The sequence below is a fragment of the Thermosynechococcus sp. HN-54 genome (genome assembly GCF_023650955.1).
Classification (GTDB): Bacteria; Cyanobacteriota; Cyanobacteriia; order Thermosynechococcales; family Thermosynechococcaceae; genus Thermosynechococcus.
Map to the genome: position 1 here is coordinate 2,665,333 of NZ_CP098039.1, position 11,420 is coordinate 2,676,752.

11 protein-coding genes are annotated in these 11,420 nt (G+C 54.0%); 7 read left to right on the top strand and 4 right to left on the bottom strand.

Going from position 1 to position 11,420, the window contains the following annotated elements; all coding sequences use genetic code 11:
* Positions 1–234: 234 nt before the first annotated feature.
* Positions 235–1,434 (bottom strand): adenylate/guanylate cyclase domain-containing protein, encoded by a 1,200-nt coding sequence (locus tag NBE99_RS13010; protein ID WP_250682461.1) that lies wholly within the window; start codon positions 1,432–1,434, stop codon positions 235–237.
* Positions 1,435–1,751: 317 nt separating this feature from the next.
* On the opposite strand from NBE99_RS13010, the gene NBE99_RS13015 reads away from it, so the two are divergent.
* The 5 genes from NBE99_RS13015 to NBE99_RS13035 all read left to right on the top strand — a co-directional run bounded on the left by NBE99_RS13015 (position 1,752) and on the right by NBE99_RS13035 (position 5,279).
* Positions 1,752–2,246, top strand: coding sequence for a Photosystem I reaction center subunit III (locus tag NBE99_RS13015; RefSeq protein WP_250682462.1), 495 nt, complete (start codon positions 1,752–1,754; stop codon positions 2,244–2,246).
* 38 nt (positions 2,247–2,284) lie between these two features.
* Positions 2,285–2,410, top strand: a complete 126-nt coding sequence (gene psaJ, locus NBE99_RS13020) for a photosystem I reaction center subunit IX (protein WP_011058244.1) — start codon at positions 2,285–2,287, stop codon at positions 2,408–2,410.
* 185 nt (positions 2,411–2,595) lie between these two features.
* The gene (gene rplI, locus NBE99_RS13025) at positions 2,596–3,054 is read left to right on the top strand and encodes a 50S ribosomal protein L9 (protein ID WP_250682463.1); all 459 of its coding nucleotides are present in this window, start codon (positions 2,596–2,598) and stop codon (positions 3,052–3,054) included.
* 14 nt (positions 3,055–3,068) lie between these two features.
* Positions 3,069–4,418, top strand: a complete 1,350-nt coding sequence (dnaB, locus tag NBE99_RS13030; protein ID WP_250682464.1) for a replicative DNA helicase — start codon at positions 3,069–3,071, stop codon at positions 4,416–4,418.
* Between the two features lie 102 nt (positions 4,419–4,520).
* Positions 4,521–5,279 carry a ChaB family protein gene (locus tag NBE99_RS13035; protein ID WP_250682465.1) on the top strand — a complete coding sequence of 253 codons (759 nt, stop codon included), beginning with the start codon at positions 4,521–4,523 and terminating at the stop codon, positions 5,277–5,279.
* 75 nt (positions 5,280–5,354) lie between these two features.
* Here NBE99_RS13035 and NBE99_RS13040 read toward each other — a convergent pair whose 3' ends face one another.
* A complete protein-coding gene (locus tag NBE99_RS13040) occupies positions 5,355–7,232 on the bottom strand; it encodes a hypothetical protein (RefSeq protein WP_250682466.1) in 1,878 nt (625 codons plus the stop codon).
* A gap of 61 nt (positions 7,233–7,293) precedes the next feature.
* Positions 7,294–8,901 carry a glutamine-hydrolyzing GMP synthase gene (gene guaA / locus NBE99_RS13045; RefSeq protein ID WP_305879879.1) on the bottom strand — a complete coding sequence of 536 codons (1,608 nt, stop codon included), beginning with the start codon at positions 8,899–8,901 and terminating at the stop codon, positions 7,294–7,296.
* Between the two features lie 208 nt (positions 8,902–9,109).
* On the opposite strand from guaA, the gene NBE99_RS13050 reads away from it, so the two are divergent.
* Both NBE99_RS13050 and lspA read left to right on the top strand, forming a co-directional pair.
* Positions 9,110–10,189: an Mrp/NBP35 family ATP-binding protein gene (locus NBE99_RS13050; protein ID WP_250682467.1), complete on the top strand. Its 1,080-nt coding sequence runs from the start codon at positions 9,110–9,112 to the stop codon at positions 10,187–10,189.
* Complete coding sequence (lspA, locus tag NBE99_RS13055; RefSeq protein WP_250682468.1) at positions 10,186–10,662, top strand: signal peptidase II; 477 nt, start codon at positions 10,186–10,188, stop codon at positions 10,660–10,662. Before NBE99_RS13050 ends, lspA begins: the two co-directional genes overlap by 4 nt.
* Here the strand turns inward: lspA and NBE99_RS13060 are convergent.
* Positions 10,659–11,414: a metallophosphoesterase gene (locus tag NBE99_RS13060; RefSeq protein ID WP_250682469.1), complete on the bottom strand. Its 756-nt coding sequence runs from the start codon at positions 11,412–11,414 to the stop codon at positions 10,659–10,661. The two genes, lspA and NBE99_RS13060, sit on opposite strands and share 4 nt — an antisense overlap.
* Between the last annotated feature and the right edge of the window lie 6 nt (positions 11,415–11,420).

Consider the following 11,420-nt stretch of genomic DNA (forward strand, 5'->3'; position numbering starts at 1 on the left):
TCCTTTACCTCCCAAATCTCACAGGTCATTACAAAAAACAGCGGTTCATTAAGAGTCAAAGCAAAGAACTGACCACATCGCACAGCGAGCGCAGGCGGCGGTAGCCGATCGCCAGCAGGGTGACAGAGGAAACTGAGGCATCACGCCCACAATAGACTGATGTCTAGGCTGCCCCCTACAGGTGATTCAATAATATCAGAGGGAGGCCGTCCCTTAATCCCTTTTTTGAGGTGTTTAGTGTAGGGTGTCCCTACCTTTGATGGCTTGGGCAAGGAACCTATGAAGGTCATCAAAGCTGCCTACGTAGGCGGGTACAGGGGCATCATAGCCCTTGAGGTTCAGCACTTGGGGGCGAAAGGAAACAACGGTTGGACAAGACTGCACAAGGTAGTGGTAGGTGGTTGCCCCCATGGCCAGATCAGCGGCAATGGTTTTAGTGGCACTCTCAAGGCGAAAGGCAGCGTTAACGGTATCTCCCAGAGCAGTATAGTCGGGGCGATCGCCACTCCCCGTATTGCCCACCATGGCATAGCCTGTATTCAAGCCAGAACCAATGCGCAGTGGCCAGGGCAAGGGGTACTGCTGGTGCAGCTCTCCGGTCATCAGCCGTAAATCCTCCAAAGCAGAGAGGGTGTGGCAAATTTCTTGATAGCCAATCTCCTCACTTTCGTGGATCCAAACCGCCATCACAGCATCCCCGATATACTTATCCACCCAACTGCCGTATTGACGGATAATCTCACCCGCGCGATGAAACCATGTACCAATCAGCTCCGATAGTAGCTCCTCTTCGAGTTGCCGGGTCAGCTTGGTAAAGTCACGAATATCCACAACCAAGACCGTCAACAGGCGGCGGACGTGGAGAAGTGCTGTCGAGGAGCCTTCGGATTGGGGCAAAGACAGAGTGGCATTTTCCACAAACAGGGGGGCAAAGGGTTCGTTAAAAAAGTCCAGTTCCGTTTGGCCAAAGGTAATGCGATCGCCATTGTGCAGGGCAACGGGAATACTGACGCGGCGACCGTTGACGAACGTACCATTGCGACTGCCAAGATCAATGAGATAAAACTCCCCCTGTCCCATGCGCTGAATCATGGCATGGTTCCGTGACATCCAGCGATCGCTGAGGACAATTGAATTGTCTTCACTGCGGCCAATCGTCCAGCAGTTCCCCCCCGTCAAGGGAAAATAGCAAACGGTGTCCTCACTCACGAGTGCTAGATGGGGTTCTGAAGGGGGTGGGGTCTCAGGATGAACGACCTCAGGGGCGCCGGGAATTTGCGAGAGGGTATGGCGCAGTTGGTTAATAACTTGCTGCTGACGCAAAATAATCGCCACTAATTGTTGGGGAGGTAAGGTCTCGAGGATCTTTTGATCGGGCAAATTAAACGTCAGGTCAGCATCCATGGGGGGCAAAATAGGAGAAACACTTTTCATAGTTGAGAAATCACCGTGGGTCAGCTCTCCCCCTAGCGCCACCGATGCGTAAATGTTTGAAAGTGAAGTCCACCAATAGATGCTAGTCTAGCAAAGGAACTTTGTCTGGCTCAATAGATGCAGTCTGTGCGGTAGACCCAATCAACCATAGAGCGATCGCCAGAGGAAGCATTAGTCCCTATTTGCCCTCGTAAAAATTATTAACCTTTCCCCTAGGGTTGGGTTGAAGCCCATCCGCTAAAATGATGGCAGCTTTGGGAGGGACTGCTCTCTCCGTGAATGCACTTTGACCTATCTGCATTTGAGGACAACACTCCATGCGTCGATTGTTAGCCCTACTCCTTGTCTTGACCCTGTGGCTAGGTTTTACCCCTCTAGCCTCCGCTGATGTGGCAGGACTCGTCCCCTGTAAAGATTCTCCTGCCTTTCAAAAACGCGCTGCCGCTGCTGTGAATACCACTGCTGATCCCGCCTCCGGTCAAAAACGGTTTGAGCGCTACAGCCAAGCTCTCTGTGGCCAAGATGGTCTGCCCCACCTCGTTGTGGATGGTCGCCTCAGCCGTGCCGGTGATTTTCTCATTCCCAGTGTGCTCTTCCTGTACATTGCCGGCTGGATTGGCTGGGTGGGTCGCGCCTACTTGATTGCCGTGCGCAATAGCGGTGAAGCCAACGAAAAAGAAATCATTATTGATGTGCCCCTTGCCATCAAATGCATGCTCACGGGGTTTGCTTGGCCATTGGCTGCCCTCAAAGAGCTGGCAGCGGGTGAACTCACCGCCAAAGATAACGAAATTACCGTTTCTCCGCGCTAGCTTCACTGTTTGTTGTATTGTCATAAGGACGACGTACCATGAAACACTTTTTGACCTATCTTTCCACCGCGCCCGTGCTGGCCGCCATTTGGATGACGATTACCGCTGGGATTTTGATTGAGTTTAATCGCTTCTATCCCGACTTGCTCTTCCATCCCCTCTAAGGGAGTGGGGGAGCCTCTCAACTGTTGAACAAACTCGGTACAAGGGTGGAACAGCGTTCTGCCCTTTTTTTGTCGCAATTGCTCCCCAGAGGCTATAGAATAGATATTTGTCCTAAAATAGCAGCCGTAGCCACCAGCGCTGACGCTTGCTGTTAACCCATCCAGTTCAATGAAAGAGGATCCCCATGGCAAAGCGGGTGCAAGTTGTCTTGAATGAAACCGTCAATAAACTCGGGCGAATGGGTCAAGTCGTCGAAGTCGCCCCCGGCTATGCCCGTAATTACCTATTTCCAAGAGGGATTGCCGAGCCAGCAACCCCCAGTGCCCTGCGGCGCGTAGAGCGGCTCCAAGAAAGAGAACGGCAGCGGCTCGCCGAACTTAAGGTCGTTGCTGAAAAACAGAAAGCCACCCTCGAAAAGCTGGCCACCATTACCATCTCGATGCCCGCGGGTGAAAAAGATATGCTTTTTGGGAGCGTCACTCCCCAAGATGTGGCCGATGCCATTCAAGCCATTACGGGTGAAACCATTGATCGTCGGGCAATGACGCTGCCCGAAATTCGCAAATTGGGCACCTACACGGCTGAAATCAAGCTCCACCCCGAAGTGAGTGTCAAACTCAATATCCAAGTCGTTGCCGATTAGGGCTAGCCTCCCTGATGGTTCAGGAGCCAAGTTTTCAGCCCGATAGCCAACTGATTCCCCCCCAGAACCTCGAAGCGGAAGAGTGGATCTTGGGGGGTATTCTCTTAGACCCGGAAGCCATTAACCGTGTGGTGGATATTTTGCCCGTTGAGGCCTTTTACCTCAGTGCCCACCGCGAGATCTATCGGGCAGCAGTTTCTCTCCACAGTCGCGGCAGCCCAACGGATCTGCTGTGCGTTACCGCTTGGTTACAGGATCAGGGACTATTGGACAAAGTTGGCGGGCACACCAAATTGGCAGAATTGGTCGAGCGTACGGTGAGTGCGATTAACATTGATCGGTACGCCCTTTTGGTCAAGGAAAAGTACCTACGCCGCAAGCTCATTGAAGCGGGTACCCACGTAGTGAAGCTGGGTTACGATAACAGCCTTTCGTTGAACACCATTTTGGATCAGGCCGAGCAGCAAATCTTTAGCGTCACCCAAGATCGCATCCAGCAGGGGCTGACCCGCACCGATGAAATTCTTACCCGCACGTTTACGGAATTGGAGCAGCGGGCGATCGGCAACATTAAGCCCGGACTCTGCTGCAACTTCTACGATCTGGACAACCTGACCCAAGGCTTCCAGCGATCGGACTTGATTATCATTGCCGGTCGTCCTTCAATGGGCAAGACGGCGATCGCCCTGCAAATTGCTCGTCGCATTGCCGAAATTCACAACTTGGGGGTGGCGATCTACAGCCTTGAGATGTCCAAGGAGCAACTAGTGCAACGTCTTCTTGCCAGTGAAGCTCGCATTGACAGCAACTATTTACGGGCAGGTCGCATTAGCCAACACCAGTGGGAACCCCTAAGTCGGGCGATCGGGATTCTCTCGCAACTGCCCATCTACATTGACGACACCCCCAATCCCACCCTTGGGGAGATTCGCTCCACTGCCCGTCGTCTGCATGCCGAGCATCCCAACGGCTTAGGCTTGATTTTGATTGACTACCTGCAACTGATGGGCGGTGAAGAAACCACAGAAGGTCGGGTGCAAGAACTCTCGAAAATTACTCGCTCCCTCAAGGGACTGGCGCGGGAACTCAATGTCCCTGTCATTGCCCTTTCTCAACTCAGCCGCAGCGTTGAATCGCGGCAAAATAAACGTCCGCTGATGTCGGACTTGCGCGAATCGGGATCCATTGAACAGGATGCGGACTTAGTGATTCTGCTGTACCGCGATGAATACTACAACCCCGACACCCCCGATCGCGGGATTTGTGAACTCCTGATTGCCAAACACCGCAATGGTCCCGTGGGCACGGTCAAGCTGCTTTTTGATCCCCAATACACTCGCTTTGAAAATCTTGCCCGCGATTAGTCAAGGGGGAACAGCGTTCTGTTTTTTCGCCTCAGAGGTTCGGTGTCAATGATAATTGCTCCTATTTATACTGGGGTCATGTCCTGATGAGGAAACCCATCAATGAGTACGACTTTTGCTCAACCAGCAACGAAATGTGTTTCAGCCACCTTCAAGGAAGAGGCGAAGGTTAAAGAAGCAATCGAACGGCTCTTAAATCGCGGTGTGCCCAAGGAAAATATCTCAATCATTGGCCGCAATTTCCAGTCTGAAGCCCGTATCAGCGGATTTATTACCAAGAAAGATATTATTCTCGATGGCGTTACCACTGGTGCCCTCTACGGCTCTATCTTTGGTTCGCTGCTGAGTCTGCTGACGGGGGTCGGCGTTCTTTTCATTCCTTTTATTGGCGTTGTGGCTGCTGCTGGCCCTTTGGCGGCTGCCCTTTTGGGGGCGACAAGTGGTGCCCTCTATGGTGCTTTGGGCGCCGGGCTAGGATCCGCACTGATCTCTTTGGGGATGCCGCAGGACAAAGCCGCCATTTATCAAACGCGGGTACAGGCGGGGGAATTTTTGCTAGTCGTTGAAGTACCGGAGGACAAAGCAGGGGAGATTTTTCTCCTCTTGCAATCCGCTGGCGGTCAAGAGGCGGCCATTACCGAGATGCAAATTCCGCGTCAGCCTGAGGGGCAGTTGTCTAGGCCAGAGGATATTTCCCCAGAGGTGCGCGCAGAGCTCTCGGAGGCTGCTCAGTCTAAATTTGTCGAAGCCTACAACGAGGTACTGAAGGAGTCCAACGATGAAAACAATGCCCTCATTAAGGCGTGGGAGCACATCAAGCGCGTCTTCCAACGGGATGATAAAGGCATCTACGGCAGTTAGGCGTTAGCCCCTTCTCCTCCTTCATTGCGCTTGAGGGGGGACTAGCAACTATTGAGTTTGTGAGTTTGCTTGACTTTAATTCTCCTGTGGCCGCGATCCGCCAAACAGCCAATGGAGGTTGACCCCCACCCCCGGCGACCCCTGACCGACAAGACCTGCATTGGGAATACTGCTGCCGACTGCCGTTGATCCATAGAGATCAATGCCTAGCCCCCACTGGGGTACGACATAGCGCAAGCCAGCACTATAGACCCCCGTTTGACCAAAGACAGGAGTGGCTTCGGCAATAAATTGGAGGTTGCGGACTACCTCAACATTGAGGCCGACCCCGACGCCACCCACTACTTTTTGATCGGGAGTAAAAATCCCTAACTTGGGATTCAGCAGCAGTGCCACATTCTTAGTCGGCTCATACATAAAGGCCAGTTCCAAGCCGCCTAGGGAACGACTGCCACCCCCTCCTTGCTTAATGCCACGATTAAATGAGCCTTGAAAGGCCAAAGAAAAGGGATCCCCTTGGGTCTGATCGAGAAAACGCAACTTAGCTGCTAGCCCCAACTGCAAGTTACCGCTGTAGTTGATGTTTTCGATCAGGGTTTCGCCGCGTTCCCACTGTTCAATAGCAATAGTAAATTGGGCATCGTAGGCAAGACCAAAGCCCACTTGAAAACCGGTTCCTGTGGTGCCGCTATTGCCCTGCAGGTGCAGCATCCCCGGATCAAGGGTGCTGGGGGAAGTAAGGGTGAGGCCATTGAGCAAAAGCTGGCGATCGCGATCTGTGAGGGGTTGCCGCGGCCCACTGCGAAAACTGGGCAAAAAGGGTGGCGCAAAATCAGGTCCCATATTGGGGGTATAGCTTAATCCCGCCATGACACCTACTTGATCGGCACCGGGCAAAAAAGCCAAGGTACGAGTTGCAGGTGTAATGCCAAAGGCGTTGGTGGCGGCCAGATCAATACTCACTGAAGGGTTTACTAGGAAGCGCACACCGGCACTCCACACGGGCAGGTTGACGATCGCGCCATCGCTACTGCGCACCGCACTGCCCCCCGGCCCCACGGGCATATTCACATCGGCAAAGAGGTTAAAGCGAGGATGGGGCTGCCAACTAATGCCGCTGCCAAAGTTGAAGTTCGTGCCGTAAAAGTCTCCTCCCTTGTTCACTGTGTCGGGAAAGTAGGTGAGGTTTGGCGTAAAGTGCCACTGCAACTGAGGATTAAAAGAATAGGTAATCGGCGCTTGCAATGAAGCAGCCACAGTCCACGTCCCCGCTCGCGCGGCACTCGGCACAAAGAGGAAATTGTCCGATCGCACCCGCACTGCCTCTAGGGAGCCTGCCACAGCCACAGATAGATGCTCGCCGCGATGCACTTGATATTTAAGACCAGCAGCGATCGCCCCAAACTGAAGGTCGGGTTGTAGTCCATTTACCAAGCGCCCCAAGGGGTCATCATAGTAGTTGCCACTAAAGCTCACTTGCAAGCGATTATTGATCGCATAGTCAATGGAGCCATAGAAAATTTGCAGGCCACCGCCGCCCCCAGCCACTTGGGGATCATAGTTGCGGATTCCCCCCCGTAGTTCAAGGGTTTGCTCCGGCAGGATATTGGCGGTCTCCAAGTTAAAGAGGCGGGTGGGCGGACGCATTAAGGGGGGAATGCGATACTGGGGTTCTTCGGCAATGACCGGTGTGGGTGCCTGCTCAGCCACAGGGGGGAGAATGGGTTGTGCCAATTCTTCTGGCGTCGCTGGCTGCCACGGGCGATCGCCCCTAGGTTCGGGAACGGCTTGCCATTGGGGCGGTGCTTCCGCCGTTGGTGCCACTTCAAAGGTTGGGTTAGTTGTTGGCCGAGCTTCAATTTGCCATTGGGGTGGGCTAGATTGCGCCGTTGCCGCTAGGGGCAGCCACACACCTGCACTGAAGCCAAGGGCCAGCGTCCATTTGCCGTTCATGCCACATCACTCACACCACCATCTCTCCCAGTTAAACCGATCGCTCGCCCTTCTGGCAAATTTACTCCCACTCAATGGTTCCCGGTGGCTTGGAGGTAATGTCATAGACCACGCGATTTACACCCGGCACCTCGTTGACAATGCGGTTAGAAATTCGCTCGAGGAGGTCGTAGGGAACCCGTGCCCAGTCCGCCGTCATCCCATCTTCACTGGTGACAAAGCGCAGTACCACCGGATAGGCATAGGTGCGCTGATCGCCCATCACGCCGACTGTCCGAATCGGCAGCAGCACCGCAAAGGCTTGCCAAAAGTCGTGGTACATCTCGGCGCGGTTAATTTCCTGCCGCACGATGAAATCGGCATCCCGCAGAATCTCTAGGCGTTCCGGGGTCACTTCCCCAAGAATCCGAATTGCTAAACCGGGGCCAGGAAAGGGATGCCGCCGCACAATTTCTTCGGGCAGACCCAGCGATCGCCCCACTTGGCGCACTTCATCCTTAAAGAGCTTACGCAGGGGTTCCACCAGCTTAAAGCGCAGGTTCTCTGGCAGGCCGCCAACATTGTGATGGCTCTTGATTTTCACCGCCACGCGCTCGCCGGTTTGAGGGTCAATGTTGGTGTTCGCCGATTCAATGACATCGGGATAGAGTGTTCCTTGGGCGAGGTAGTCAAAAGGCCCCAGCCGCTGCGACTCTTCTTCAAAAACTCGGATAAATTCATGGCCAATGCGTTTGCGCTTTTCTTCAGGGTCGGTGACACCTACCAGTTGGGCAAGGAAGCGATCGCGGGCGTTGACGTACTCGACTTTAATGTGAAACTGCTCCTGAAAGAGCTTGAGGAGTCGCTCGGGTTCCCCTTTGCGCATGAACCCTTGGTCAATGAACATGCAGGTGAGTTGATCGCCAATGGCCCGATGGAGCAAAAAGGCCAGCGTCGAGGAATCCACCCCCCCCGATAGGGCAAGGAGCACCCGTTTGTCGCCGACTTTGGCTCGCACTTCACGGATGGCTTCTTCGACAAAGGCAGCGGTTGTCCAAGTGGGTTCACAATCGCAAATGTGATAGACAAAGTTGCGGATCAGGGCAATACCGCCCACGGAATGCACTACCTCTGGATGGAACTGAACGCCATAGAGTTTCCGCTCTGGATGGGCGATCGCGGCTATTGGGGTATTGTGGGTATGCGCCAAGATACGAAAACCGGGAGGCAGCTCGGTAACGCTATCGCCATGACTCATCCACATAATCGTTTCCTGCTCAACATTGGTGAGCAGATCCGTGGGGTCGTCAATAAAGAGCGCCGCCTTACCATACTCCCCAGCGGTGGCTCGCTCCACAGTGCCCCCCAACTGTTGCACCATCAGTTGCATGCCATAGCACACGCCAAGGATGGGAATCCCGAGGTTCCAAATTTCTGGATCGCAGTGGGGAGCGTTCTCGTCATAGACGGAGTTGGGGCCACCGGAGAGAATAATGCCCTTAGGTGCCAACTGGGCAAGTTGCTCAGCACTAGTGCGGTAGGAAATAACCTCGGAATAGACTTGGGTCTCCCGGATGCGGCGGGCAATGAGTTCGGAGTATTGCGACCCAAAATCAAGAATGACAATAAGTTGGCGTTGTAGGCCTTGGCCGGCGGCTGTGGCGGGTTGGTGGAGGGTGGAGTGAGTCAACGTTGCAATCCTTCTGATCCCAAATAGCTCATACTTTCCAGAATACCGTCCTTTTCTGAAATATGGGTGATGTAATCCCGTCTGAGAGCGCTCTTGACTCTTTTGGGCCTATTGCATCCTTGGCTGTATCGCTGCTGTGGCTGGCGGGGGAATCTGCCCAACAGTGGTACGATCGCTATCTAAGTAGCGAATGTAACGAATCACCTACATGAGTGCCCCCCTTACTGTTGAGTCTGTGTTGGCCGTTCTCCGCCCTGTGGAAGATCCCGAATTACGGCGATCGCTAGTGGAACTCAACATGATCCGCGATGTCGCCATTGAGGATGGCACGGTTCGCTTTACCCTTGTTCTGACGACGCCCGCCTGCCCGCTGCGGGAATTTATTGTCGAAGATTGCAAAAAGGCGGTATTTACCCTACCGGGGGTGATGGATGTGCAAGTGGCAGTTACCGCAGAAACACCACAGCAAAAAAGCCTGCCGGATCGCACCGATGTACCAGGCGTTAAAAATATCATCGCCGTCTCCAGTGGTAAGGGGGGTGTGGGTAAAAGTACCGTTGCGGTCAACTTGGCGCTTGCCCTTGCCCAAGCCGGTGCTGCCGTGGGCATTATTGATGCCGATATCTATGGCCCCAATGTACCAACAATGCTGGGGCTAGAGGATGCGATTGTCGAAGTGCGCAAGGAGCCAAGAGGGGATGTGCTGTTACCTCCTACGGCCTACGACTTGAAAGTGGTGTCCATGGCCTTCCTGATTGATCGAGATCAGCCGGTCATTTGGCGGGGGCCGATGCTCAATGGCATCATTCGCCAATTTCTCTACCAAAGTGATTGGGGAACGTTGGACTATTTAATTGTGGATTTGCCCCCCGGCACGGGGGATGCCCAACTGACCCTCGCGCAGGCGGTGCCAATGGCAGGGGTTGTGATCGTGACAACACCACAACCGGTTGCTCTAGGGGATGCGCGGCGGGGTCTGCGGATGTTTCAGCAGTTGGGAGTCACCGTCTTGGGGCTAGTGGAAAATATGAGCTACTTTATTCCCCCGGATCTGCCCAATCGTCGCTATGACATTTTTGGCAGCGGCGGCGGTGAAGCCTTGGCAGCGGAAATGGGGGTGCCGCTTCTAGGACAAGTGCCCTTGGAATTGCCTGTGCGGGAAGGGGGAGATTTGGGTCAACCCATTCTCATTGCGCATCCACAGTCTGCTTCGGCTCAATCCCTGCGGGCGATCGCCCAACAGGTGGCAGCACGGGTCTCTGTAGCGGCCCTCAGCCCTGTGGGATGAGTAGTAAGCGGCTCAAGATCAAGAACCCCCTTTTTTGGTGGGCTGCTGGCCTCGCCTTAATCAGCGATCGCCTGACCAAAGCATGGATTGTGGCCACCTATGCCCTAACAATTCCGCCACAAACAACACCAATTCTCCCCGGTGTCTTTCACATTACCTATGTCACCAATACAGGCGCTGCCTTCAGTCTCTTTGCCAACGGCAGTGTTTGGTTGCGCTGGCTGTCTCTTATCGTTAGCTTGGGTCTGATCACTTGGGCGATGCTAGGTCCGAGATTAGATCGCTGGCAGCAGGTGGGCTATGGCTGTTTACTAGGTGGCGCCTTGGGGAATGGGATTGATCGCTTTCTCACGGGCGAAGTGGTTGATTTTTTAGATTTTCGCTTGATTCAATTTCCCGTCTTCAACGTGGCAGACGTTGCCATTAATATCGGCATTGCGTGTCTTTTGTGGTCGGCGTGGCGCCAGCGCTAGCTGATACTGTAGGAAAAATCTCCTAAATCAGCCAAAAACTGAGTCAGTTCCCCTTGGCGGGTACCACCGTAGAGGACATTCACTTGATACACCCATTGATTCGTCCAATCGAGCGCCGTCAACCAGCCACTGCGGCGATGATAAGCACCGGTTTCAATGTCTATCCAGCCAGCCCCGCGCACAATTTTCCCTGCCTCCACACCGGGAAATGTAAATGTAATTGTGTGACCCACCACAATTGTTTTATCGGCAAAGTAGGGCGTGGGATGGCCTAAAAACTGTTCGCGGATCCAGCAGCACTGTTGGCTGCTTTGCTGTTCTAGGGGAAGACAGGGATCAAGACCCGCATGCACAACAAACACATCCCCTAAATCTTGATAGAAGGGAACTGCATGCAGCCAGTCAAGGTGTTCCCAAAGCAAATCGGTGGAAGTGTAGCTGGCAAGGGTCTCATCCCCACCACTATTACACCAAACAAAGAGCCGAGCGGCATTGATTTGTTTGCCCTCGAAGGTGAGGAGCATCATGTCTTCGTGGTTGCCGCGCACAGCACCATAGCCACACTGGCGCACTAATTCCACGACAGAGGCGCTACTCGGTCCTCGATCCACGAGGTCACCAAGGAAGTACAGGCGATCGCCCGCTCTCGGTGACATGAGATCAAGTAAACGGCACAGGCCTTCGTAGTGACCATGGACATCTCCAATCAGGAGAAGGCGACTGTCCTCTGGACACGCTCCGCGATCGCCCACCGTGGT

What these genes read in the sequence shown, in the direction of transcription:
- NBE99_RS13010 (WP_250682461.1), bottom strand. Translation starts at nt 1,434, where the DNA reads ATGAAAAGTGTTTCTCCTATTTTGCCCCCCATGGATGCTGACCTGACG.
- NBE99_RS13015 (WP_250682462.1), top strand. Translation starts at nt 1,752, where the DNA reads ATGCGTCGATTGTTAGCCCTACTCCTTGTCTTGACCCTGTGGCTAGGT.
- psaJ (WP_011058244.1), top strand. Translation starts at nt 2,285, where the DNA reads ATGAAACACTTTTTGACCTATCTTTCCACCGCGCCCGTGCTGGCCGCC.
- rplI (WP_250682463.1), top strand. Translation starts at nt 2,596, where the DNA reads ATGGCAAAGCGGGTGCAAGTTGTCTTGAATGAAACCGTCAATAAACTC.
- dnaB (WP_250682464.1), top strand. Translation starts at nt 3,069, where the DNA reads ATGGTTCAGGAGCCAAGTTTTCAGCCCGATAGCCAACTGATTCCCCCC.
- NBE99_RS13035 (WP_250682465.1), top strand. Translation starts at nt 4,521, where the DNA reads ATGAGTACGACTTTTGCTCAACCAGCAACGAAATGTGTTTCAGCCACC.
- NBE99_RS13040 (WP_250682466.1), bottom strand. Translation starts at nt 7,232, where the DNA reads ATGAACGGCAAATGGACGCTGGCCCTTGGCTTCAGTGCAGGTGTGTGG.
- NBE99_RS13050 (WP_250682467.1), top strand. Translation starts at nt 9,110, where the DNA reads ATGAGTGCCCCCCTTACTGTTGAGTCTGTGTTGGCCGTTCTCCGCCCT.
- lspA (WP_250682468.1), top strand. Translation starts at nt 10,186, where the DNA reads ATGAGTAGTAAGCGGCTCAAGATCAAGAACCCCCTTTTTTGGTGGGCT.